This window comes from Jiangella anatolica, from assembly GCF_003236295.1.
Lineage (GTDB): Bacteria > Actinomycetota > Actinomycetes > Jiangellales > Jiangellaceae > Jiangella > Jiangella anatolica.
The window spans coordinates 51855-74341 of record NZ_POTW01000002.1 but is presented as its reverse complement, the minus strand read 5'-3'; the positions used below and the strand labels follow the sequence as shown (position 1 = coordinate 74341).

Below are 22487 nucleotides of genomic sequence, written 5' to 3'. Positions count from 1 at the left end.
TCTCCTGACGTCCTGCACGATGAGGGTTCAGGGGCCCGCGGGGCGCAGTGTCCTGCGCCCCGCGGGCAGATGGGCGCGCTACCCGCAGCTGATCGCCGGGTACTGCGCCGTCACCTCCGCCGTCTGGCCGTTGGCGGCGACGGCGATGACCGTCGCCGCGCCGGCCGGGATGCTCGCCAGCCGGGTGGCGAACATCTGGTACGCCGACGCGCCCGGCTCGATGCCGGTCAGCGCCCGCTCGCCGTACGCCGTCTCCAACGTGATGTCGAGCTTCACGGCATCGTCGTTGGTCGCCCGGACGGCGACGAAGGCCCGGCGGCCGAGGCAGCGCACCTCCGCCGTGACCGACACCTCCGGCGGCGTGCCACCGTCACCGACGGTCAGCCGCAGCGTCGTGGACGTCGTGCCCACTTCGCTGACGTAGTCCGGCAGGACCAGGTCACCGGTGATCGTGTAGATGCCGGGCGTGTTGACGATCGCCGGGTTGAAGTTCCAGTCCACGCCGATCGCCTGGTTGTCGCGCGAGCCGTCGTTGTACGACACCTCGACCTTGGTCGGCAGCACCGGCAGCTCGCCCACGTCGACGGCCTGCTCGAACTGTTCCGCACCCTGGATCGAGATGCCTCCCGGCGAGTTCTCCGGCCGGACGTAGACCCGTGCCTCGGCGATCAGCCCGTACGTCGTGTTCGTGCCGAAGACGACGAACGGCTCGACGTTGGTCTCGGCCACCATCTCCGGCGTGATCGGCTGCCACGTGAACGGCAGCGAGCCACGCGGACCGCTGGCGAACTCGACGTCCAGCTCGGCCGGCAGCGTCGGCACCTCACCGACCACCGTCCGCAGCAGCACCGGAGCGTCCACCGCGCTGACGGTGTCGCCGTTGACCCGCCACCGCAGCACACCCGTGCCGGCGCCGGAGCCCTGCACGCCGAAGATGCGGATGCGCAGGTGGCTGGTCGTGATCGGCTCGAACTCGAGGTGGTTGTACGCGTTGCGGGTGAGCGCGCCCGCGTACGTCGACGTGCCCGTCAGCGTGACCGGCGTCCACGTCTGCCCGTCGTTCGACTGCTCGACGACGTACGTGTCCGGCCGGGGCATCCGGGTGCCGCCGTTGTCGTCGTACCAGTAGATGTCCGTCGACCGGATCAGCACCGGCGAGTCCCACGAGTACCGCAGCCAGGCCGCGGTCGCCGGGGTGGTGCCGTTGTTCGGCTGCCCCCACGAGCCCCAGCCGTTCCCGGCGCCGGGATTGGAGCTGGCCGGCGTCGTGGACTCGTTGACGCGCAGCGGGTTCTCCCACGGCGCGCTGCCGCTGGTCGTGATCGACGCGATCGAGCCGAACTCCTCCGACGTCACCTTCTCCGTCAGCGCCACCTCGACGTCGCGCTGCGTCGTCAGCTCTCCGTCGGACGCCGTCAGCCGGAACACGTACGTCCCCGCGACGGTGCCGGTGACGGTGGACGTCAGCGCGCTCGCGTCGCCGAAGATCACCCCGGCGCCGGCCGGCGTGGACACCGTGCTCCACTCGTGCGTCAGCTCACCGGTGTCCGGGATGCCGTCGTCGGTGATGGTCGACGTCAGCGTCGTGGACAGGTTGCCGTCGCGGGACCGGTCGACGGTGACCGTCACCGTCGGCGGGTCGTTGACGACCTCGGGGACCTCACGCCCGGAGTCGAACACCTGGATCTCCGAGATCGCCGTGGCGAACGTCGGGGTGTTGGTGAACGCCACCCGCACCCGGTCGGCCGTGACGGCGTCGAACAGCGCCTCGTTGAACTTCGCGCCCGGGACCTTCGGCGACTTGAACGTGTCCGGGATCGTCGTCCAGCCGCCGTTCCCGTCCGGGATCTGGATCGTGTACCGCTGCGGCTCGCGGTAGCCGCCCGTCTGGCGGTCGCTGACGAACCACACCTTGACGTTGTCGAACCGGACCGGCTCGCCGAAGTTCAGCTCGACGTAGCCGCCGGGCTCGGTAGTGCCGTAGTTGCCCCAGTACGGCTCGTTGATCGTGACGTTGTCGGTCACGGCGTCGAGCGAGACCGGGCGCTCGGTCTCCTTGATCGCACCCGGCGTGTGGTTCGGCGTACTCGTGCTCAAGCCCGGCGTGTGGAACTGGCGCCACGGCGTCGGGCGGGGGCCCTGCTGGGTGAACGACGACGACAGCTCGGCGCCCTGCGCGAGGTTCGGCGCGTCCTCGCCGAGGTCGATGCCGGCGGTGCGCAGGTACGACGCGACCCGCGCGTCCTCGATCGGGGTGTCGACGGCGTCCGGCAGCTCGGCGCCCTCGGCGGAGGCGACGGTGACCGTCAGGCCGTCGTCGGCCTCGACGATCTCGTTGGTGCTCGGGTCGTAGACGAACCGGCCGAGCGTGTCGGCGGTGGCCTTCTTCTCGCCGCCGACGAACAGGCTGTAGCCGGCGCCGAGGCCGTAGTGCGTGCCGTCCTCGTCCCACACGATCGTCACGTCCTGGCCGTGGTAGCGCAGGTTGTTGACCATGAAGTGGTCGTAGCCGAGGTCGATCGGCGACAGCTCGATCACGTCGTCGGAGCGCGGCTGGATGCCGCCCATGTCCTCGACGTAGATGTAGTTCATGTTGCCGAGCATCACGTGGTTCGGGTTGTTGCGGTTGTAGGTGCGTGTCGTCGGGTTCCAGTTCGAGTAGTACTCGGCCTGGTTGGCCACGCGCGTGTCGCCGCCGGGGTAGATGCTCCACGCCATCCAGTCGAGCAGCCGCGCGGCGTACTCGGGCGTGACGTACTTCTGCTGGGGGTCGTAGTGGCGCAGCGCCGAGCGGACGGCGCGGTACTGCACGGTGAAGTTGATGTTGGAGAAGTTGTTCGACCCGCCGATCCCGTACTTCGTCCGGTCCCACTGGTTGGCCGTGTAGAACGGGAAGATCGGGAAGTTGTCGCCGTAGCGCAGGAACCGGAAGCCGTCGACGTAGGTGTCGGCGTCCTCGAACGGGATGAGGTTCTGCGCATAGACGTCGTAGAGGTTCGACTCCTTGGCCGGGATGAGATCCCGCTCGGCCTCGCTGAGCGGGTTCTGCGTGCCGCCGGAGGTCGCGCCGTGCGACGTGCCGGCGAGGAACATCCGCGTCTCCTGGCTCCACAGCCGGCCGAGGATCGCCTCGCGGAGCCGGTCCGCCTCGGCGCCCATCTCCGTGACCTTCGCCGGGTCCGCGCCGGCCAGCGCGTAGAGCTGGCGGGCCGCGTCGAACGCGCCCCAGACGTACGCCGACTCGGGCCGCTCGATCGTCCGCGCGCCCGGTGCGCCGGCGTTCACCTTCGGGTAGCCGAAGCTGATCGCGTCGGCGTCGTTGCCCGGCATGAAGTTGGAGTCGTAGGCGATCAGCCCGTCGTCGTTGCCGTCGTAGTGCTCCAGCTGGCCGACGCCGTCGCCCTCGAAGTAGCGGGCGAACCGCTCGGCCACCGCCGGGCCGCCGCCGTGCACGTTGTAGGCCTCCAGGCCGGCGGTGCCGAGGTACTGCGAGTAGTGGTTGTTCCAGCTGGTGTGCCCGGGGCTGTCGAGGAACGCCGACGACCCGGACAGCTCGCCGATGTTCAGGATCTGCCCGTAGGCGAGGTACGGGTTGCGGATCCACTTGGTGTCCTGCAGGTGCATCGGCTGGGTCAGCGCGACGGCGTTCTGGTACAGGTTCACGCCCTCGATCGTCGTCGGGTACTGGTAGACGTAGCCCGGCTCGTTCGCGTCGAGGCTGTTGTAGCGCTCGCCCCACCAGCGGTAGACGATCGCCTTCTCGATGGCCGCGTCGGGCACGTCGATGTAGGGGATGTCCTGCGCCCAGCGGCGGTTGAACTCGGTGATCGCGGTGCGCGTGGCCTCGGCCGGCGCCAGCGCCGCGTACTCGTGGTAGCTCTCCGCCGAGTCCGGCATGCCGGACGAGTAGAGCACGCCGACGACGGACAGGTCGACGGAGCCGCCCGCCGGCACCGTGACCTCGCGGTCCAGGTTCGTGCCGGCGCGGGTGAACCCGGCCGCCTGCAGTCCGATCGTGACCCGCGACCACGCGGTGTCGATCAGGCCGTTGTTCGACCCGCTGGTCAGCGTGCGGGTGCCGGTCAGCTCGTCCGGCGAATCGGTGGACGTCGTCGCCAGCGGCGAGGCCGCCCGGACGGTGAACGTCACCGGCGCGGCGCCCGGGTTGCTGAACCTGAGCGCGGTGACGGCGACGTTGTCGTAGGTGATCGCCTTGGTCTGCTCGGCCACCACGCCGGTCGTGCCGATGGTGTAGCGCCCGCGCGCGTGGCTGGGCGCGTTGAACCGCTCGGCGCCGACCTCGGTGACCGTCTGCCCGGGCAGCGTGACGGTGTAGAGGTTGCCCAGGTTGTTCGGCCCGCCGGCGAACGCGCTGCCGGCGAAGCCCATGACGCCGAAGTTGCTGCCGCCGCGCAGGTACAGGGTGCGGCCGCGGGTCTGCAGGACGTTGTTGCCGGCGGTCCCGCGGACGCCGAGGATGCGGTCGAGGTAGTAGTCGGTCCCGCCGGCGGCCAGGTCCCGCTCGAAGATGGACTGGTGCATGCTGCCGGCGGTGTACGGCACCCCCGGCTCCAGTAGCGTCGCGACCTCGGCCTCGTTGAGGTACGTGGGGTCGCCGATGTCCATCGTGTCGGTCAGGCCGTCGGTGTAGAGCCCGACGTCGCTCTCGTTGCCCGGCAGCACGTGGCCGTCCGCCTGCGCGGAGCCCGGTAACAGCACCAGGCCGCCGCAGGCCACCACGCCGCTGGTCGCGGTCGCGATGGCTCTCCTGAAACTACGTCCCGACATCACCGTGTCCTCTCCATCGGGGATCTGGGTGGAACTGGGTTGTGAGCGTGAGCACTGGCGGCGCCCTCGGCCCGGGCATCGGCGAGCATCCGCCGCAGCCGGTTCCGCACGACGAGCACCAGGAGTACGAGCAGCAGCGCCAGCAGGATGGGTGCGAGCGGCAGCGCCCAGGCGGTCGCGGTCAGGTGGACGGTCGACGGCGCCGCGACCTCGGCGCCGTCGCGCAGCACCGGCTCGACGTCCACCCGGGCGTCCACCGGCCCGAGCGGCCAGACGCCGGTGACCCGCAGCTCCCGCTCGACCCGGCCGCCGGGCAGCAGCTCGCGCGGCTCCCCGTCGCTGACGGGCTCGACGTCGCCGAGCAGCGTGCTCGCGCCGGCGCTGCCCGCCGCGGCCAGGCCGACCGTGCCGGAGTTGACCACCTCGTACCGGACCACCAGGTCGCCGGGCGCGAACGGGTTCCACGACGGCTCGTAGGAGACGTCGACGACCCGACCGTCCAGCCCGGCCACGGCCTCCCCGGCGACGGTGAGGTTCACCCGCACGCCGACCCGGCTCTCGACCGCCACCTCGGACCCGGTGGAGAGGATCGACGCGGCGATGCCGGCCGGGTGGTCGCCCGGCTCCGCGGTCGCCGGCACCTCGATCTCCACCGGTACGACGACGGTCTCGCCGGCGCCGACGGCAGCCTCGTCCGGCACGCCGAGCCAGGCGCCGCCGTCGACCGGCGGCGTGCCCGACGGCAGCATGTCGAACGTGCCGCGCTCGGTGAGGTAGCCGTCGTTCGCCGTGATCGAGAACGTCACCGGCGCCGTCGAGTGGTTGGTGACGGCGACGTGCTCGACGACGCTGCCGCCCGGCTCCAGCACGACGTCGATCACCCGGCGGCCGTCCGGTCCGGTCGCGTCCGCCGGCGCCACCGACCAGGTGACCGGCGCGTCGGCGGGCGCCGCCGCGGGTCCGGCCGCGGCGACGGCCACGAGCAGCGCGCCGAGGAAGCCGATCATGGGATCACTGGTCGAACAGCGACAGCGTCAGCACCGAGTGGTACTCGCCGGGCTCGACGTCGGCCGGGGTGCGCAGCGCCAGTTCGGCGTCGACGTTCCAGCTGCCGGTCTCCTCCTCGGCGCTGAACGTGGAGATCAGCAGCTCCTGGCCGACCAGGCCGACCGCGGGCGCGCCGGTGCCGTCGGAGATGACGCTGGACACCGGCTCGCCCTCGGTGACGTTGCCGGTCGGCGACGGCGTCAGCAGCCGCGGCCGCCAGCCGAGGTGCTCCGCGCCGATGGTGTTGTCGCCGCCGGCGAAGTCGCCGGCCTGTCCGACGACGGCCCAGAACGCGCCGTCCGGGATCTCCTCGGGCGTGCGGGTGTCGCTGACCGTCACCGTCGGAAGCGTGCCGGTGAACTGCCGGGCGTTGTCGTCGGAGCCGTTCTCGGTCAGGACGACGCCGTCGTTCGGCGCGACCGTCAGGGTGAGCTGGCCGGGCGGGGTGATGTCGTCGATGACGACGGACAGGTCCACCCCCTCCTCCTCGTCGGCCACCGCGGCCGTGGCCGAGCCGGCCAGGCCCAGGGCGACCAGGCCGAGTGCGGCCAGGACCAGCCGCGGCCGGATGTGACGTGTGCTCATCTGTGCCTCTCCTCCGTCGTTGTTAGCGTTCACATATTGCGCCGGATGGAGCACCCGGGTGCGGCTCGCGCCGTCACCCGGGGACGGTCGAGCCGCGGATCACCACCCGGGTGTCCAGTGCCTCGATCCCGGACCGCGGCTCGCCGTCGATCGCGGCGAACAGCCGGTGCGCCGCCACCCGGCCGAGCCGCTCGAAGTTCATGTCGACGCTGGTCAGGGTCGGGCGAGCGCCGTTGGTGAAGATCTCCCAGTTATCGAAGCCCATGACCGCGACGTCGTCGGGCACGGTGCGGCCGTGCTCGCGCAACGCGTCCATGACGCCACGGGCGACCTGGTCGCTGCCGCAGAGGATCGCGTCGACCTCGGGGTGCTGGCCGAGCACCATGGCCGCCGCCGCCCGGCCCCAGCTCTCCGTCCACGACCCGAACCGGACCTCGCCGGCGGGCTCCAGGCCGTGGTCGCCGAGCGCGGCGAGTGCGCCCCGGGCGCGTTCCTGCGAGGCGCCGTAGGTCGGGTCGCCGGTGATGTGGGCGATGCGGGTCCGCCCGGTCGAGACGAGATGGTCGATCGCGCTGCGGCCGGCGCCGACGTTGTCGACCACGATGGACAGGTCCTCGGCGTCCTCCGACGGCGCGTAGGCGTAGACGACCGGGACCGGGAGCTCACGGCCCAGCGACGGCCGCGGGTCGGTGCGGCTGCCGACCACGATGAGACCGTCGACCCGGCGGCTGAGCAGCGCCTGCACGTGGTGCTTCTCGCGGATCGCGTCGCCGCGGGCGTCGCACAGGAACACCGCGACGCTGTCGGCGCCGAACGCGTCCTCGGCGCCCATGAGGATCGGGATGGAGAACCGGCCCTCGAGGTCGTTCGTGAGCAGGCCGACCGTACCGGTACGGTCCGCCAGCAGGCTGCGGGCCAGCTCGTTCGGCGAGAACGAGAGCTGCTCGGCCGCCTCGACGACGCGCGCGCGGGTCTCGGCGCGCACCTGCTTGCGGCCGTTGAGTGCCTTGGACGCGGTGGCGACCGAGACCCCGGCCAGGCGGGCGACGTCGGTCAACGTCACCTTGCGCGCGGCCGGCGGCACAGCGTTGTTCATGCGGTGGACTGTACCCGAGCCGCCCGAAAACGGGTAGACGGATTTTCGTGATCGATTTCGACCCCTTGCTCTGTCCGGAGAATTCCTACGTTGTACAGGCTTGACGCGGTGCAGACGACCTCCTACCGTCGCAGAAAACCTTTTCGGCCACTTTCGTTCACCGGGGAGACGGAACGATGCGACGGAGTACCAGGACACAGGCGACGACGGCCGTGACCGCAGCTGTGCTGGCGCTCGTGATGAGCGCCTGCGGCGGTGACGACGATCCCGACGAGACCGCGGGCGGCGGCGATGCCTCCGGCGACGGCGGCTCCGGTGAGGAGACGCTGGCCGAGGGGGTCGACGACGGCAGCACCATCACCATGTGGACACGGGCGGCCACCGAGGCGCAGTCCCAGCGCCTCGTCGACGCCTACAACGAGAGCCACGAGAACCAGGTCGAGCTGACGGTCATCCCGACCGACGACTATCTGCCGCGGGTGGGCACCGCCGCGGGCGCCGGCGAGCTGCCCGACGTGCTCAGCCTCGACGTCGTGTTCGTGCCGCAGTTCACCACGGCCGGCGCCTACCTCGACATCACCGACCGCATCGACGCGCTGCCGTTCGCCGACGACCTCGCGCAGTCGCACATCGAGGTCGGCACCCTCGACGACGCCAAGTACGTCGTGCCGCACACGATGGACCTGTCGGTGCTCTTCTACAACAAGAACCTCTACGAGCAGGCCGGCCTCGACCCCGAGGCGCCGCCGACCACGATGGAGGAGTTCGCCGAGCACGCCCGGGCGATCGACGCCCTCGGCGGCGATGTCAGCGGCACGTTCTTCGGCGGCAACTGCGGCGGCTGCTACGTGTTCACCTGGTGGCCGAGCATCTGGGCGTCCGGCGCCGACGTCATGAACGAGGACGGCACCGAGTCGTTCCTGGCCGAGCCGGAGGCGCAGGCCGTCTACGACATCTGGAAGGGCCTGGTCGACGACGACATCGTCGCGCCCGGCACCCAGGACGAGGCCGGCCCGACCTGGACCGGCGTGTTCCCCGAGGGCAACATCGGCGTGATGCCGATGCCGTCCACGACGCTCGGCCTGATGCCTGACACGTTCGAGACCGGCGTCGCGCCGATCCCGGGTGTCGGCGGCGGCGAGTCGACGTTCGTCGGCGGCGACGCCATCGGCATCTCCAGCAACAGCGAGATCCCGGACGCCGCGTGGAACTTCATCGCCTGGACGCTCGGCGACGAGGCGCAGGTCGAGGTCGTCGCGCAGAACCGCGACGTCGTCGCCCGCACGGACCTCGCGTCGAACGAGTACTCCGACCAGGACCCGCGGCTGGTGACCATCAACGAGGTCGCCGGCGTCGGCCGCACGCCGTACTCGATGCGCTTCGGCGAGACGTTCAACGACCCGCAGGGCCCGTGGCTGCCGCTGGTGCGCAACTACGTGTTCGGCGACGGCTCGACGCTCGAGCAGGACAACGAGGCGGTCGACGCCTCGCTGCAGAGCTGACCGGCTCCGGTGGGGTCGCGCCCGGCCGCGCGGCCCCACCGGTCACTGGAGGCCGTCACAGAGGAAGGACCCGACGCTTGGCCAGCCAAGTCCTGCGCGAGCCAGCGGCTCCGCCGACGCCCCCGACCCCCAGCTCCCGGGCCTGGTGGCGCACCCGGACGTTCCAGGGAGCGATGTACGCCGCACCCGCCGCGATCTTCGTGCTGCTGCTGTTCGTGGTACCGCTGCTGCTCGTCGGCCAGATGTCGGCCAGCGAGTGGCCGCTGCTCAAGGGCGGCCAGGGCCTGAACCTGCCGGACAACTACACCGGCATCGCCGACGACCGGCTGTTCTGGCCGGCGGTCGGGTTCACGCTGAAGTACACCGTCATCGTCGTGGTGGTGCTGCTGGTCCTCGCGATGGGGATGGCGCTGCTGGTGCAGGAGCGCCGCCGCGGCGTCGGGTTCCTGCGCACGGCCTACTTCCTGCCGGTCTCGCTCGGGCTGGCGTCGGCGTCGCTGCTGTTCTGGGGCTTCTACAGCCCCCAGATCGGGCCGATCGACCCGTTCCTGCAGTGGCTCGGCGTCACCGACGAGCCGATCCGCTGGATCGGGACGCCGAACCTGGCGCTGTTCTCGTCGATCATGCTGGTGGTCTGGAAGTTCGCCGGGTTCTTCATGCTGATCCTGATGGTCGGGTTGCAGTCGATCCCGAACGAGGTCTACGAGGCCGCCCGGGTCGACGGCGCCAGCAAGGTGCAGTCGTTCTTCCGGATCACGCTGCCGCTGCTGCGCCCGTCGATCGCGCTGTGCCTGATCATCTCGATCACCGGGTCGCTGCTGGCCTTCGACCAGTTCTTCATCCTGACCAACGGCGGTCCGGACAACTCCACCACGACCGTGGTGATGATGATCTACCGGGAGGCGTTCCGCCGGTTCGACCTCGGTTCGGCGGCCGCGCTGTCCGTCGTCGTGCTGCTCGTGCTCCTGGTCATCAACATCGCCCAGTTCCGCTACCTGCGCCGCGGCGCGGACGAGTGAGGCCGGGATGAGACTGCACCGAGCCATCGGCAACACGTCGTTCTGGGTGTTCGGCGGCGGGCTGGCGATCATGTTCCTGATCCCGCTGATCTGGACGGCGGTCGCGTCGGTGTCGCCGCACGGCGCGACGGCGCAGCAGGAGGGCTACGGCTTCGCGAACTACCGCACGCTGACCGAGTACGACGCCGGGCTGCCCACGTACCTGTGGAACAGCACCTACGTCTCCGTCCTCACCGTGATCTTCACGCTGGTGCTGTCGCTGCTGGGCGGCTACGCGTTCGCCCGGTTCCGCTTCCCCGGCCGCGACGCGCTGTTCCTGCTGATCATCGCGATCCTCATGGTCCCGTACGCGACGCTGCTGGTGCCGCTGTGGGTGCTGCTCGGCGAGCTGGGGCTGCGCAACTCGCTGTTCGGACTGGCGCTGGTGCTGACGCTCTACCAGCTGCCGTTCTCGATGTTCATGATGCGGATCTCGTTCGAGGCGGTGCCCCGTGAGATCGAGGAGTCCGCGCTAGTCGACGGCTGCGGCACGTTCGGCGTGCTGCGCCGGGTGCTGGTGTTCGCGGTCTGGCCCGGCATGATCACCGTCGGGCTGTTCGCGTTCCTGCACGCCTGGAACGACTTCATCGCGCCGCTGTTCATGATCAACGACAGCTCGCGCTACCCGCTGTCGCTGGCGATCGCCACGCTGCGGCAGCAGACCATGGGCGCCGTCGACTTCGGCGCCACCCAGGCCGGCGTCGTGATCATGGCGCTGCCCTGCCTGCTCCTGTTCGTCCTGCTGCAACGGCACTACGTGCGCGGCTTCATGTCCGGAGCCCTGAAGGGATGACCATCGTGCCCGACGATCTGACCGGCCGGCCCGTGGTGCCGAGCGCCGGGCGGCTGCGCCCGCTCGGCCTGCGTGAGGTGCGCATCACGGGTGGCTTCTGGGGCGACCGGCAGTCCGTCAACGCCTCCGCCACGCTGGAGCACAACCTGAGCTGGGAGCGCCGCGTCGGCTGGATCGACAACTTCGCCGCGGTCGTCGACGGCCGGGTGGGCCGGGACCGGCGCGGCCGGGAGTTCTCCGACTCCGACGTGTACAAGCTGATCGAGGCGATGGCCTGGGAGGTCGCCCGCACCGGCGACGCGTTCGCCGTGGCGTCGATCGAGGAGCTGGCCAAGGTGATCGAGCGGGCACAGGAGCCCGATGGCTACCTCAACACCGCGTTCGGTCATCCCGGCCAGGCCGAGCGCTACTCCGACCTGGAGTGGGGCCACGAGCTGTACTGCTACGGGCACCTGATCCAGGCCGGCGTCGCGCTGCTGCGCTCCGGTGTGGGCGGCCCGCTGGCCGACGTCGCGGTGCGCGCCGCCGATCACGTGTGCAACACCTTCGGGCCGTCGGGCAACCAGGGGTACTGCGGGCACCCCGTCATCGAGATGGCGCTGGTGGAGCTGTACCGGATCACCGGCGAGCGGCGCTACCTGGACCAGGCCGCGCTGTTCGTCTCGCGGCGCGGGAACGGGGTGCTGGCCGACGTGGAGTTCGGCCGCGGCTACTTCCAGGACGACGTGCCGGTGCGCGACACCGAGGTGTTCCACGGGCACGCCGTCCGGGCGCTGTACCTGGCCTCGGGCGCCGTCGACGTCGCGGTCGAGACCGGCGACACCGCGCTGCTGGCCGCCATCGAGCGGCAGTGGGCGGCCACGGTCGCGCGGCGGACGTACCTCACCGGCGGCATGGGCGCGCGGCACGCCGACGAGGCGTTCGGCGACGACTTCTTCCTGCCGCCGGACCGGGCGTACTCGGAGACCTGCGCCGCCGTCGCGTCGGTGCAGCTGGCCTGGCGGCTGCTGCTGGCGACGGGTTCGCCGAAGTACGCGGATCTGGCCGAGCGGACGCTGTACAACGTCATCGCCACGTCGCCGGCCGACGACGGGCGCTCCTTCTTCTACGTCAACACGCTGCACCGGCGCGCGATCGGCGGGCTGCCCGCGTCGGATCGGGCGCACCCGCGCGCGGAGTCCGGCGTCCGTGCGCCGTGGTTCGACGTGTCCTGCTGCCCGAACAACCTCGCCCGGACGTTCGCCAGCCTGGCCGCGTACCTCGTCACCGCCGACGACGACGGCCTGCAGGTGCATCAGTACGCCGACGCCACGGTGTCGACACGGCTGCCGGACGGGCGGCCGGCCGGGTTCGTCATGTCCACCGGCTACCCCGACGACGGCGCCGTCGTGCTGCGCGTGACCGAGACGTCGTCGTCGCCGTGGACGCTGTCGATACGGGTGCCGGCCTGGGCCGAGGGCGCCGTGCTCGTCGGGCCGGACGGCACCCGGCGTTCCGTGGGCCCCGGCATGGCGTCGGTGACGGCGGTCTTCGCGGCCGGCGACGAGGTGCGGCTGGGGCTGCTGATGCGGCCGCGCTGGGTCCGGGCCGACCCGCGGATCGACGCGCTGCGCGGCGCCGTCGCCGTCGAGCGGGGCCCGCTGGTGCTGTGCGCGGAGTCCGCCGACCTGCCGGCGGGCCGCGACGTGGACGCCGTCCGGGTGGACGCGTCCGTGCCGCTGAGCACGGACGAGTCCGGCGCTGTCGTCGCCACCGGCGCCCTCGTCGACGACGACGATCACGACTGGCCGTACGCGGCCGGCGCGGGTGACGCCGGGTCCGACCCGGCGTCGATCCGGCTGATCCCGTACCACTCGTGGGCCGCGCGCGGCCCGGCCACGATGCGGGTCTGGCTGCCGACCATCTGATCTAGAGTCGGGGCATGTTCGAGGACCTCACCACCGCGCACCTGGCCGACGCCTGCCTGCGGGCGGGGGTGCCGCTGCGGTGCGCGGCGCTGCCGCCGGTGACGGCCGGGCACCGGGCGGCCGGCCGGGCGCTGCCCTGCGTCCACGTCGGCAGCGTCGACGTGTTCCTGGAGGCGTACGAGTCGGCCGGGCCGGGCGACGTGCTGGTGGTCGACAACGGCGGGCGGCGCGACGAGGCCTGCGTCGGCGACCTCGCGGTGCTCGAGGCGCGTGCCGCCGGGCTGTCCGGCGTCGTCATCTGGGGACTGCACCGCGACACCGCCGACGTCCGGTCGATCGGGCTGCCGGTGTTCAGCCTCGGCGCGCTGCCGGCCGGGCCGCGTCGGCTGGACCACCGTCCGGCCGACGCGCTCACCCGCGCCACGGTGGCCGGCTTCGACGTCACCCGCGAGGACGCCGTCCTCGCCGACGACGACGGCGTCGTCGTCGTCCCGCTGGACCGGGCCGGCGAGCTGGCCGCGCTGGCCGCGTCGATCCGCGACACCGAGCGGCGGCAGGCCGACCTGGTCCGCGACGGCACGACGCTGCGCGACCAGCTGCGCTTCGCCGAGTACCTCGCCCGGCGCCGCGACGTGCCGGGCCTGACGTTCCGGGCCCACCTGCGCGCGATCGGCGGCGCGATCGAGGAATAGTCGACCACGCCCACGAGATCTCGTGTCGCACGACGCCTGGCACGGCGGCGTTGCTCGGGTCATCCTGGGAATGGCAGCTTAGCTGCCCGTAGCCAGGTAGAGCAGCGCCTTGCCGTAGGCCTCCTCGGCCTGCTCGTCGTCGATCTCGACCCGGCGCCCGCCGACCTCGAGCGTCACCCGGTAGCCGTCACCGACGCGACCCAGACCCGCGAACGCGCCGCCCAGCAGCTCACGCAGCCGCGACTCGCCGGGCAGCCACAGCGCGGCGTCCTGCTCGACGCTGTCCAGCGCCCACTCGACGGTGCCGTTGAACCCGAGCACGCGGCCGGACGGGAACTCGTGCACGTCGACGACCATGTGGCTGACCACGAAGACCTCGTCGTCCATGCCGCGGTCGGCGATGACGAACCGGTCGCCGGGACGGGGCTCCCAGCGCAGCCCCGCCTCGCGCAGCTTCCGGGCCAACTCGACAGAGATCACCCCTCCATTGTCACCCGGCGGCTCACCGGCGCCGCCCGAGCAGCCCCAGCAGCTTGGTCTGGTCGTCGGCGTCGCCGGGCACCGGGACCTCCGGGCCGCAGACACCGGGCCGGCGCAGGTTGTCGCCGAGCTCGCGGACCATCGGCAGCAGCTCCGCGACGTCCTCGGGCGGGATCGTGTCGTCGAGGCCGGCGCCGCGAGCGATGTCCCAGCCGTGCACGATCAGATCGAGGCCCAGGAACTTGTCGGCCGTCGCGGCGACCGTCGTCGGTCCGAACATGCCCTCGTAGGAGGTGTTCGCGCGCTCCGGGTCGTCCAGCAGCTCCTGCATGGCGTCGCGGGTGTGCTTCCACGCGGCGACGGGGTCCGTCTCGACCGGCGGGCCCTCGGGCAGGCTCAGCCCGCCGAGCTTAGCGACGCCGCCGTGCCAGTCGATCAGGTGCGCGACCACGTCACGAGTGGTCCAGCCCTCGCACGGCGACGGCGACGACCAGCGGTCAGCCGGTACGGACTCGATGCGGCTGGTCAGGGTGGCGGCCAGCCGGCGGTAACGGTCAGCGATGTCGGTCATACCCCTACCGTGCCGCGGGCGGCGGCCGGCGGGCTTGTACGGATCCGACATCGGCGCCGGATCAGGCCGCGCGGGCAGCCTCGCCGTCGACGACCGAGCCTGGGCCGTGCCAGTCCGGCGCCTGGCTGAGCAGCAGCTCGCTCGGGGTGCACGACGCGATCCGGCGGCAGTCGTGGGAGAGGTGCGCCTGGTCGCTGTAGCCGGCGAGGACGGCCAGCTCGGCCAGCCCGAGCGCGGCGTTGCCGGGCGAACGGGCCAGGGCCATGAACCGCTGCAGCCGCAGGATCACGCGCAGCATCGACGGCGGGTAGCCGAACGCGGCCCGGCTGCGCCGCTGCAGCTGGCGGTCGGTGAGCCCGGCGGCGTCGGCGAGCTCGGCGACGCTGCGGTTGCGCCGGCTCAGCACCCGGACCGTCCACGACGTCAGCGGGTCGGGCCCGTCGGCGTCCTCGAGCCAGCCGCGGGCCGCCGACGTGAGCACGGCCAGCCGGCCGCCGGGCGTGCCGGCGTCGGTGACCTCGCGGGCCAGCGTCCGCGCGCCGGGGCCGAGGACGTCGTCGAGCCCGACCCGGCTGTCGACCAGCAGGTACGCCGGCACGCCCAGCACGCCGGGCGCGACGCCGGGACGGAACCGGACGCCGGCGGCCTCGGTGCCCTTCGGCGTGAGCACCGGCCAGGCCGCGGTCTCCGGTCCGCACACGATGACCCGTCCGTCGGCCAGCCACATGACGTCTATGCAGCCGTCGGGCACCAGCAGCTCGGCGCCCTCGACCCGCGCCGTCCACCCGCACACGAGCGCGTCGCGCAGCTCGGGCGCCACGGCCACCGGCCGGTACCAGGACATACCGCCAGCCTAGAACGCTGGGAAACGTCCGGCCCGCTCCCTACGATGACGCCGTGGACGCCGCGCTGCCGGGGTACGAGGAGCAGTGGTGGCGTGCCCTGGCGGTGTTCCGGGCCTTCTCCGTGCTGTACGCGGCCGCGCTCTACGCGTTCGCGCTCGACGACTACCGGCACGTCACGCCCGGTTGGCTGGTACTGGCTGGTCTGGGCGGCTGGACCGCGCTGACGTTCGCCTGGTACCGGCGGCCGTCGTGGCGGCGCTGGCCGCTGCTGAGCGCCGATCTGCTGGTGGCGGCCGCCGCGATCGTCGCGACGCGGCCGCTCCAGCTGGAGGCGGCGGTCGAACGGGGTGCGCAGACGCTGCCGGTGTTCTGGGTGACCGCCCCGGTGATCGCGTGGGCGCTGGTGTACGGCTGGGCGGCGGCGCTGCCGGCGGCCGGCGTGATCGGGCTGGCCAACGTGGCCGAGCGGGGCGCCGTCACCGCGCCGCTGTTGCACAACACCGTGCTGGTGCTGGTCGCGGGCGCGCTGGTCGGGTACGTCTGCGATCTGGCCCGGCGGTCCGAGCGGCGGCTCGCCTCCCTGCTGCGCGAGCAGGCGGCGGCCGCGGAACGCGACCGGCTGGCGCGGGTGGTCCACGACGGCGTGCTGCAGGTGCTGACGTACGTGTCGCGGCGCGGACGGGAGCTGGGTGGCGACGCCGCCGAGCTGGCCGGGCTGGCGGCGGAACAGGAGGTGGCGCTGCGGGCGCTGATCACGGCCGCGCCCGCAGGTTCGTCCAGGCGGACGGACCTCGGCGCGCTGCTCCTGGCGCGGGCGACGCCACGGGTGTCGGTGGCGGTGCCGCCGGCGCCGGTGCGGCTGCCCTCGTCGGTGGCCCGTGAGGTGGACGCCGCCGTCGCCGCCACGCTGGACAACGTCGAGCGGCACGCCGGGCCGGACGCGTCCGCGTACGTGCTGCTGGACGACGACGGCGACGGCGTCACGGTCCTGGTCCGCGACACCGGCGCCGGGTTCGCGCCCGGCCGGCTGGCGGAGGCCGCCGCCGAGGGCCGGCTCGGCGTGGCCCGCTCGGTCGTCGGCCGGCTGGAGGCGCTCGGCGGGACGGCGGTCGTCGTCGGGCGGCCCGGCGACGGCGTCGAGGTCACCCTGCGGCTGCCCCGCCGGGCCGCCGTCGGCGCGGACCGGAGCGCGCCGTGACCCGCGTCCTCGTCGTCGACGACCACCCGCTCTGGCGTGACGCCGTCGCCCGCGACCTCGCCGACGCCGGCTTCGAGGTCGTCGGCACCGCCGGCGACGGCGACCAGGCGCTGCGCGTCGCCGCGGCGACCCGGCCCGGTCTCGTCCTGCTGGACCTGCAACTGCCCGGCCGCAGCGGCGTCGACGTCACCCGGGCGCTGTGCTCCGGCCCGCCGCCGGCGCCGTGCGTGCTGGTGCTGTCGGCCAGTGGCGAGCAGCGCGACGTGCTCGACGCGATGAAGGCCGGCGCCACCGGCTACCTCACCAAGTCGGCCACCCGCGACGAACTGGTCGCCGCCGTCGACCGGGCCGGACGCGGCGAGCCGGTGTTCACGCCGGGGCTGGCCGGGCTCGTGCTCGGCGAGTTCCGCCAGCTCGCCGCCGGGCCGCCGGCCCGGGACGGGCTCACCGCGCGGGAGACCGAGGTGCTGCGGCTGGTCGCCACCGGCCGGTCGTACCGGCAGATCGCCGAGCAGCTGGTCGTGTCGCACCGGACGGTGCAGAACCACGTGCAGAACATCCTCGGCAAGCTGCACCTGAACAACCGGGTGCAGCTCACGCGGTACGCGATCGAGCACGGCCTGGACGACGTCCGGCCGGTGGCGGGAGAACCATGACGTTCAGCCCGGCCGAGGACGCCAACCGCCGGCTGCTCCGGTCCCGCGACGCGATCGACCGGCACTACGCCGAGCCGCTCGACGTCCCCGCCCTGGCCCGGATCGCGCTGATGTCGCCGGCCCACTTCACCCGCGGGTTCAAGGCCACGTTCGGTGAGCCACCGCACCGGTACCTGCAGCGCCGGCGCCTGGAGCGGGCGATGGCGCTACTGCGCGACTCCGCGGCGAGCGTCACCGACATCGGCCTCGCGGTCGGGTTCGCCAGCACCGGCACGTTCAGCCGGACCTTCGCGTCGGTGCTGGGGGTGTCGCCGTCGGCGTACCGGGTCCGGAGCCGGCCGCTGCCGGCGCCGGGCTGCTTCGTACACGCCTGGACGAGGCCCGCGAACTCGCCCTGATCTGGCTGTCGGCGCGGCCCATCCACCGCCGTGATTGAGATTATGTCTTGCAGTTGTAAGTGAAACTGTGGACACTCATATCTGTAGACCACGGGAGGTCACGATGTCCACGCTAACTGTGACGCCGCGTCAGGAGCAGCTGGCCCGCGACTTCGTCGAGCAGACTCCGGATCCTCGTTTCACCGCGGCCAGCGGGAAGACGAAGGCAAGGGCGATGCCCGCCGAGCTCACCGCTCTTTTGCGGAGCGTGCTCGAAGCCGTAGCGAGGGGTGACGGTGTGACACTGCAGACGCTGCCTGACGAGCTAAGCACGACGGTCGCGGCCGAGCAGCTGGGTGTTTCCCGGCCGACGCTCATGCGGATGATCCGTGACGGCGAGATCGCCGCCCACAAGGTCGGGACCCATCACCGCCTCAAGCGCACCGACGTTCTGGACTTCCGCCGCGTCCAGCTTCAGCGCCGGCGCGCCGCGTTCGAGGAGCTTCGCCTGATCGAGGACGAGCTCGGCCTGGAATAGTCGTCACCCACCGCTAGCCTGCGGTGGGTGACACACCCGTGCGCTGGTGGACGCCAACGTCCTCTACTCCAAGACGCTCCGTGACTGGTTGATCATGATCCAGCTCGAGTCGCGCGGCGGCTTGTATGAGCTGTGCTGGACCGAGGACATTTTGGCCGAGGCCATCTATCAGTACCGGCGGCGTCACCCCAACGTCCCCGGCGGCGTGATCACCCAGATCCGCGACAGCATCGCAGGATCCTTGGCCGGCGCCAGGATCGACGACTTCGAGATCGACGGGTCGTTTCCCGGCGACGATCCGCACGATCAGCACGTGCACGCCGCCGCGGTGGCCGCCGGTGCGACCTACCTCATCACTGCCGACGGCGGGTTCACTTCGCCCGGCATCGACCTGGACACCCTGCCGTACGAGGTGCACACCCCCGACAGCTTCCTCGTGCTGGTCGACGACTCTGCTCCGCACCGCGTCCGGGCGGTGACTCGCGACCAAGAGCGCTACTGGGACCGGCGGCCGCGATCGAAGAGCCTGGTCCAGGCACTGCAGGACGCAGGCTGCCCGGACTTTGCGCAGCGGGTACTGGGGCACTTGTGCCAGCTACCGGCGGACGACGCGACCGCATGACAGCGCTTTGGCGCGACCCGCGTCATCGAGCGGTTTCGGAGAAGCGGCCGCCGTCGCCGGCCCCTAGCGTGGGGCGCATGTTCAACGCCATCAGCATCACCACCGTCCACGTCCTGGACCAGGACGAGGCCCTGGCCTTCTACGTCGGCCGGCTCGGCTTCACGGTCACCAACGACGTCGACCTGGGCTTCACCCGCTGGCTGACCGTCGCCCTGCCCGACGATCCGGAGCGGCATCTGCTCCTCGAGGTGCCCGGTCCGCCCGCGCTCAGCGAGCAGGTCGCCGGCCAGGTCCGGGACCTGCTGACCAAGGGAGCGCTGGGCGTCGCATGCGTGCTCACCACCGACGACTGCCGCAAGGCGTTCGCGGAGCTGTCCGCCAGGGGCGTGGAGTTCACGCAGGAGCCGGCCGAGCATCCGTACGGCGTCGACTGCACGCTGCGCGACCCGTTCGGCAACCAGATCCGGATCACGCAGCACGTCTGAGTACGCGTACCCAGGCCGGTTGAGCAACGGCGCTCAGGCCACGACCCGGCCGAGGCGGCACAGTGCTGACATGACCACAGCGCCGCCCACTCCGAGGACCACCACCGCGTTCTACGTCCAGGCGATCCTGTCCTTCGCGATCGCTCTGGTCACCGTCGTCGTCGGCATCCTGTACCTCGACATCGACTCCTGGACCCGGGCCTTCCTCGGCCTGGGCACCCTCTACCTCGTCACGTCCGCGTTCACGCTGGCCAAGTGCATCCGCGACCAGCAGGAGGACAACGCGCTGACGAAGCGGCTGGACCAGGCCCGGGTCGACAAGCTGATCGCCGAGCACGACCCGTTCCGCGAACCGGTCTGAGCGCGTCGCTCAGTCCAGCGTGGCGACGTGGGCGAGCAGCCGCGCCTGCTCGTCCGCCGTCAGCCCGGCGCCGAGCACGTCCAGCCACTCGGCCAGCTCGCCGTCGCGCAGCGGGCGGTACTCGGTCGGCTCGCCCGGACGGCGCACCGTCACCGTCCGATGCGTGACCATGACGTGCCGGCCGGGCAGGTGCTTGCCGACCATCAGGCCGGAGCGGAAGTGGATGCCGGGGAACGTGCTGGTGTAGTGGTGCGCCATCACGACGTCGATCGGCTTGACCTCGTACTCGTCGGTCGTGTGCGCGAGCTCCCAGCCCGCTTCGCGGTACCGCCGCAGCCCCCAGAGGCCGTCGCCGACGGCGTCGACGCGGTAGGGCCAGCCGTCCTGGTCGGACTCGGCGCCGTCGGCCATGGGGATCGGCCGCAGCAGGCCCATGCCGAACCCGGGGTCGCACAGCAGCCGCTCCCCGTCCAGCACCACCTCGACGACCATGTGGCTGCGGCCCTGCTGGGTGCCGGCGGCCGGGTCGCCGACGCGGCCGAGGTGCCGGACCACGTCGTAGCCGAGCCGCTCCAGCGCCGCCGCGACCACCGTCGAGTGCTCGAAGCAGTAGCCGCCGCGGCCCCGGCCGGCGAACTTCGCCTGGACGGCGTCCAGCCCGACGCCCGGATGCTGGTCCAGCAGCACGTCGACGTTGTCGAAGGTGAAGGTGCGCACGTGCGCCTCGTGCAGCTCATCCAGCGCGGCCCGGCTCGGCTCACGGACCTCGATGCCGAGCCGGTTCAGGTACGCCGGCAGGTCCAGCCGGTCGGTCCCCCACACGTCAGACACGGCGGAACCGGGCCGGCGCCGACGGGCGGATGCCGCGGGTGACCAGCGCCCGCATGACGTGCGCGTACTGCTTGCCGCGGTGCAGCTGCGCCTTGAGGTCGGCGCCGGTCACGCGATGGTGGAACTCGACGTCGACCTCGACGACCCGGAAGCCGGCCCGCAGCAGATCGATCGTCAGGCCGGTCTCGACGCCGAACCCCTCGGCCAGCGGCAGCGCCGCCTCGAACGCGGCCCGGGTCAGGCAGCGCTGGCCGGACAGCGGCTGCGTCGCCGTCCAGCCGGTGGCCCGCTCGATGCCGGTACGCGCGAGGTCGACCACCAGGCCGCGACCGCCGCCCGCGGTGCGCTGGGCCGGCAGCACGCCGATGGTCATGTCCGCCTCGTCCGCCAGCACCGGGTCGACCAGCGGCCGCGCGTTGCCCGCCGTCGACTCCAGGTCGGCGTCGAGGAAGAGCAGCGCCCGCGGCGCGGGCCGGTCCGCCTCGCGCGACTCGATCGCCGCCAGCGCCGTCGCGCCGGTCTCCATCGCGGCAGCCTTGCCCCGGTTGCGGGCGTGTCCGACGACGACGGCGCCGGCCTCGGTGGCGGTCGCAGCGGTGCGGTCGGTGGAGCCGTCGTCGACGACGATGACGAGGTCGACCCCCGGGATGGCCGTCGTCGCCTCGACGGTGGCGGCGATGCGGTCCTGCTCGTCCTTCGCCGGGATGATCGCGGCGACACCGTCCGCGCGGCGGTCCTCGGTGGTCATGGCCGCCAAGCTTAGGCGCTGTAGCCTCAGCTCTCGATGACAACGTCCGCCTCCACGACCGACGCCGCCGACTCCGAGGTCGGCCGGCTGCGCACCGTCATGCTGCACCGGCCCGGACCGGAGCTGAAGCGGCTCACGCCGCGCAACAACGACAAGCTGCTCTTCGACGGGATCCCGTGGGTGGGCCGGGCGCAGGACGAGCACGACGCGTTCGCCGACACGCTGCGCAACCACGGCGTCGAGGTGCTCTATCTCGCCCAGCTGCTGGCCCAGACGCTGGCCGGTGACGCCGCACGACAGGAGTGCATCGACGCGGCGCTGGCCGACCCGCGGCACGGCGACACGCTGCGCGCCGTGCTTCGCGACCACCTGAGCGGCCTGCACCCGGACGACCTCGCCCAGGTGCTGATGGCCGGGCTGGCGCACGACGAGCTGCGCACCGGCCGCGGGCTGACCTACCGGCTGATGGACCCGCACGACTTCGTCATCGATCCGCTGCCGAACCTGCTGTTCACGCGCGACTCCAGCGTGTGGATCGGCGACCACGTCGCCGTCACCAGCCTGGCGATGGCGGCGCGGCGGCGCGAGACCAGCCTGACGTCGGCGATCTACCGGCACCACCCGCGCTTCGCCGGCGTGCCGTCGGTCTACGGGCCGGAGCTGGAGAACCTCGAGGGCGGCGACGTGCTGCTGCTCGGGCCCGGCGTCGTCGCGGTCGGCACCGGCGAGCGGACGACACCGGCCGGCGTCGAGCGGCTGGCCCGCAACGTGCTGCGCGCCGGCCTCGCGCACACCGTCCTGGCCGTGCCGATCGCGCAGGACCGCGCGACGATGCACCTCGACACCGTCCTGACGATGGTCGACCACGACGCGATCGTCATGTACCCGAACGTCGCCGACGAGCTGACCGCGGTGGCGCTGCGGTGGTCCGGCGACGACCTGGTCATCGACGCCGACCCGGCGCCGTTCGTCGAGGTGGCGGCGAAGGCGATGGGCATCGACGCGCTGCGCATCGTCGAGACCGGGCTGGACCCCGTCACCGCCGAGCGGGAGCAGTGGGACGACGGCAACAACACGCTGGCCATCGCGCCGCGGCTGGCGGTCGCCTACGAACGCAACACCGAGACCAACGCCCGGCTGGAGGATGCCGGCATCGAGGTGCTGCGGATCACCGGCAGCGAGCTGGGCTCCGGCCGTGGTGGCCCCCGGTGCATGTCGTGCCCGATCCGGCGCGACAGCCATTGAGACGGTCTATACCTCGCGCCACGGCACTGTTCCGACAAGGTGCAGACCGGCCGAGACCGGAC

Annotated in this window: 22 protein-coding genes; 13 read left to right on the top strand and 9 right to left on the bottom strand. The window is 72.1% G+C overall.

Annotated elements, in window-relative coordinates:
- Window positions 1-78 precede the first annotated feature (78 nt).
- The 4 genes from C1I92_RS01240 to C1I92_RS01225 form a co-directional block, all read right to left on the bottom strand.
- On the bottom strand, window positions 79-4788 hold the full coding sequence (locus tag C1I92_RS01240) for a discoidin domain-containing protein (RefSeq protein ID WP_111252836.1): 4710 nt from the start codon (window positions 4786-4788) through the stop codon (window positions 79-81).
- Window positions 4788-5795, bottom strand: a complete 1008-nt coding sequence (locus C1I92_RS01235) for a hypothetical protein (protein WP_111252835.1) — start codon at window positions 5793-5795, stop codon at window positions 4788-4790. Before C1I92_RS01235 ends, C1I92_RS01240 begins: the two co-directional genes overlap by 1 nt.
- A 4-nt stretch (window positions 5796-5799) precedes the next feature.
- Window positions 5800-6420: a hypothetical protein gene (locus C1I92_RS01230; RefSeq protein WP_111252834.1), complete on the bottom strand. Its 621-nt coding sequence runs from the start codon at window positions 6418-6420 to the stop codon at window positions 5800-5802.
- Between the two features lie 73 nt (window positions 6421-6493).
- Entirely contained in the window at window positions 6494-7516 is a 1023-nt protein-coding gene (locus C1I92_RS01225; protein WP_111252833.1) for a LacI family DNA-binding transcriptional regulator, read from the bottom strand.
- Between the two features lie 239 nt (window positions 7517-7755).
- Between C1I92_RS01225 and C1I92_RS01220 the strand changes: the two genes are divergently transcribed.
- From C1I92_RS01220 to C1I92_RS01200, 5 genes are all read left to right on the top strand, one after another.
- Window positions 7756-9018 carry an ABC transporter substrate-binding protein gene (locus C1I92_RS01220; RefSeq protein ID WP_369124061.1) on the top strand — a complete coding sequence of 421 codons (1263 nt, stop codon included), beginning with the start codon at window positions 7756-7758 and terminating at the stop codon, window positions 9016-9018.
- A 173-nt stretch (window positions 9019-9191) separates the two neighbouring features.
- On the top strand, window positions 9192-10037 hold the full coding sequence (locus C1I92_RS01215) for a carbohydrate ABC transporter permease (protein ID WP_111252831.1): 846 nt from the start codon (window positions 9192-9194) through the stop codon (window positions 10035-10037).
- A 7-nt stretch (window positions 10038-10044) separates the two neighbouring features.
- Entirely contained in the window at window positions 10045-10869 is an 825-nt protein-coding gene (locus C1I92_RS01210; RefSeq protein ID WP_111252830.1) for a carbohydrate ABC transporter permease, read from the top strand.
- The gene (locus tag C1I92_RS01205; protein WP_111252829.1) at window positions 10866-12776 is read left to right on the top strand and encodes a glycoside hydrolase family 127 protein; all 1911 of its coding nucleotides are present in this window, start codon (window positions 10866-10868) and stop codon (window positions 12774-12776) included. Before C1I92_RS01210 ends, C1I92_RS01205 begins: the two co-directional genes overlap by 4 nt.
- Window positions 12777-12790: 14 nt before the next feature.
- Window positions 12791-13468, top strand: a complete 678-nt coding sequence (locus C1I92_RS01200; protein WP_111252828.1) for an RraA family protein — start codon at window positions 12791-12793, stop codon at window positions 13466-13468.
- A 78-nt stretch (window positions 13469-13546) separates the two neighbouring features.
- Here the strand turns inward: C1I92_RS01200 and C1I92_RS01195 are convergent, their stop codons facing one another.
- From C1I92_RS01195 to C1I92_RS01185, 3 genes are all read right to left on the bottom strand, one after another.
- A complete protein-coding gene (locus tag C1I92_RS01195) occupies window positions 13547-13948 on the bottom strand; it encodes a pilus assembly protein CpaE (protein WP_111252827.1) in 402 nt (133 codons plus the stop codon).
- Between the two features lie 22 nt (window positions 13949-13970).
- Entirely contained in the window at window positions 13971-14519 is a 549-nt protein-coding gene (locus C1I92_RS01190; protein WP_111252826.1) for a TIGR03086 family metal-binding protein, read from the bottom strand.
- 61 nt (window positions 14520-14580) lie between these two features.
- The gene (locus C1I92_RS01185; protein ID WP_111252825.1) at window positions 14581-15363 is read right to left on the bottom strand and encodes a helix-turn-helix domain-containing protein; all 783 of its coding nucleotides are present in this window, start codon (window positions 15361-15363) and stop codon (window positions 14581-14583) included.
- A 53-nt stretch (window positions 15364-15416) separates the two neighbouring features.
- Between C1I92_RS01185 and macS the strand changes: the two genes are divergently transcribed.
- From macS to C1I92_RS01150, 7 genes are all read left to right on the top strand, one after another.
- Window positions 15417-16562: a MacS family sensor histidine kinase gene (macS, locus tag C1I92_RS01180; RefSeq protein WP_199520841.1), complete on the top strand. Its 1146-nt coding sequence runs from the start codon at window positions 15417-15419 to the stop codon at window positions 16560-16562.
- Complete coding sequence (locus tag C1I92_RS01175; protein ID WP_111252824.1) at window positions 16559-17218, top strand: response regulator transcription factor; 660 nt, start codon at window positions 16559-16561, stop codon at window positions 17216-17218. Before macS ends, C1I92_RS01175 begins: the two co-directional genes overlap by 4 nt.
- Entirely contained in the window at window positions 17215-17616 is a 402-nt protein-coding gene (locus C1I92_RS01170) for a helix-turn-helix domain-containing protein (protein WP_111252823.1), read from the top strand. Before C1I92_RS01175 ends, C1I92_RS01170 begins: the two co-directional genes overlap by 4 nt.
- A gap of 118 nt (window positions 17617-17734) precedes the next feature.
- A complete protein-coding gene (locus C1I92_RS01165) occupies window positions 17735-18133 on the top strand; it encodes a helix-turn-helix domain-containing protein (protein ID WP_199520840.1) in 399 nt (132 codons plus the stop codon).
- A 46-nt stretch (window positions 18134-18179) separates the two neighbouring features.
- Window positions 18180-18755, top strand: a complete 576-nt coding sequence (locus tag C1I92_RS01160; protein ID WP_233506817.1) for a PIN domain-containing protein — start codon at window positions 18180-18182, stop codon at window positions 18753-18755.
- 77 nt (window positions 18756-18832) lie between these two features.
- Window positions 18833-19240 carry a VOC family protein gene (locus tag C1I92_RS01155; RefSeq protein ID WP_111252821.1) on the top strand — a complete coding sequence of 136 codons (408 nt, stop codon included), beginning with the start codon at window positions 18833-18835 and terminating at the stop codon, window positions 19238-19240.
- A gap of 70 nt (window positions 19241-19310) precedes the next feature.
- On the top strand, window positions 19311-19601 hold the full coding sequence (locus C1I92_RS01150) for a YiaA/YiaB family inner membrane protein (RefSeq protein WP_111252820.1): 291 nt from the start codon (window positions 19311-19313) through the stop codon (window positions 19599-19601).
- 9 nt (window positions 19602-19610) lie between these two features.
- On the opposite strand, the gene C1I92_RS01145 is transcribed toward C1I92_RS01150, so the two are convergent.
- Together C1I92_RS01145 and C1I92_RS01140 are read right to left on the bottom strand one after the other, a co-directional pair.
- Window positions 19611-20432 carry an arylamine N-acetyltransferase family protein gene (locus tag C1I92_RS01145; RefSeq protein ID WP_111252819.1) on the bottom strand — a complete coding sequence of 274 codons (822 nt, stop codon included), beginning with the start codon at window positions 20430-20432 and terminating at the stop codon, window positions 19611-19613.
- Window positions 20425-21180, bottom strand: coding sequence for a glycosyltransferase family 2 protein (locus C1I92_RS01140; protein ID WP_111252818.1), 756 nt, complete (start codon window positions 21178-21180; stop codon window positions 20425-20427). Before C1I92_RS01140 ends, C1I92_RS01145 begins: the two co-directional genes overlap by 8 nt.
- A 36-nt stretch (window positions 21181-21216) precedes the next feature.
- Between C1I92_RS01140 and C1I92_RS01135 the strand changes: the two genes are divergently transcribed.
- A complete protein-coding gene (locus C1I92_RS01135; protein ID WP_111252817.1) occupies window positions 21217-22425 on the top strand; it encodes an arginine deiminase in 1209 nt (402 codons plus the stop codon).
- Window positions 22426-22487 lie beyond the last annotated feature (62 nt).

Excerpts from the sequence above, each read along its gene's own strand:
- C1I92_RS01205 (WP_111252829.1), top strand. The coding sequence starts at position 10,866 with ATGACCATCGTGCCCGACGATCTGACCGGCCGGCCCGTGGTGCCGAGC.
- C1I92_RS01200 (WP_111252828.1), top strand. The coding sequence starts at position 12,791 with ATGTTCGAGGACCTCACCACCGCGCACCTGGCCGACGCCTGCCTGCGG.
- C1I92_RS01155 (WP_111252821.1), top strand. The coding sequence starts at position 18,833 with ATGTTCAACGCCATCAGCATCACCACCGTCCACGTCCTGGACCAGGAC.
- C1I92_RS01170 (WP_111252823.1), top strand. The coding sequence starts at position 17,215 with ATGACGTTCAGCCCGGCCGAGGACGCCAACCGCCGGCTGCTCCGGTCC.
- C1I92_RS01230 (WP_111252834.1), bottom strand. The coding sequence starts at position 6,420 with ATGAGCACACGTCACATCCGGCCGCGGCTGGTCCTGGCCGCACTCGGC.
- C1I92_RS01150 (WP_111252820.1), top strand. The coding sequence starts at position 19,311 with ATGACCACAGCGCCGCCCACTCCGAGGACCACCACCGCGTTCTACGTC.
- C1I92_RS01225 (WP_111252833.1), bottom strand. The coding sequence starts at position 7,516 with ATGAACAACGCTGTGCCGCCGGCCGCGCGCAAGGTGACGTTGACCGAC.
- C1I92_RS01215 (WP_111252831.1), top strand. The coding sequence starts at position 9,192 with ATGTACGCCGCACCCGCCGCGATCTTCGTGCTGCTGCTGTTCGTGGTA.
- C1I92_RS01220 (WP_369124061.1), top strand. The coding sequence starts at position 7,756 with ATGAGCGCCTGCGGCGGTGACGACGATCCCGACGAGACCGCGGGCGGC.
- C1I92_RS01240 (WP_111252836.1), bottom strand. The coding sequence starts at position 4,788 with ATGTCGGGACGTAGTTTCAGGAGAGCCATCGCGACCGCGACCAGCGGC.
- C1I92_RS01135 (WP_111252817.1), top strand. The coding sequence starts at position 21,217 with ATGACAACGTCCGCCTCCACGACCGACGCCGCCGACTCCGAGGTCGGC.
- C1I92_RS01190 (WP_111252826.1), bottom strand. The coding sequence starts at position 14,519 with ATGACCGACATCGCTGACCGTTACCGCCGGCTGGCCGCCACCCTGACC.
- C1I92_RS01185 (WP_111252825.1), bottom strand. The coding sequence starts at position 15,363 with ATGTCCTGGTACCGGCCGGTGGCCGTGGCGCCCGAGCTGCGCGACGCG.
- C1I92_RS01140 (WP_111252818.1), bottom strand. The coding sequence starts at position 21,180 with ATGACCACCGAGGACCGCCGCGCGGACGGTGTCGCCGCGATCATCCCG.
- C1I92_RS01210 (WP_111252830.1), top strand. The coding sequence starts at position 10,045 with ATGAGACTGCACCGAGCCATCGGCAACACGTCGTTCTGGGTGTTCGGC.
- C1I92_RS01235 (WP_111252835.1), bottom strand. The coding sequence starts at position 5,795 with ATGATCGGCTTCCTCGGCGCGCTGCTCGTGGCCGTCGCCGCGGCCGGA.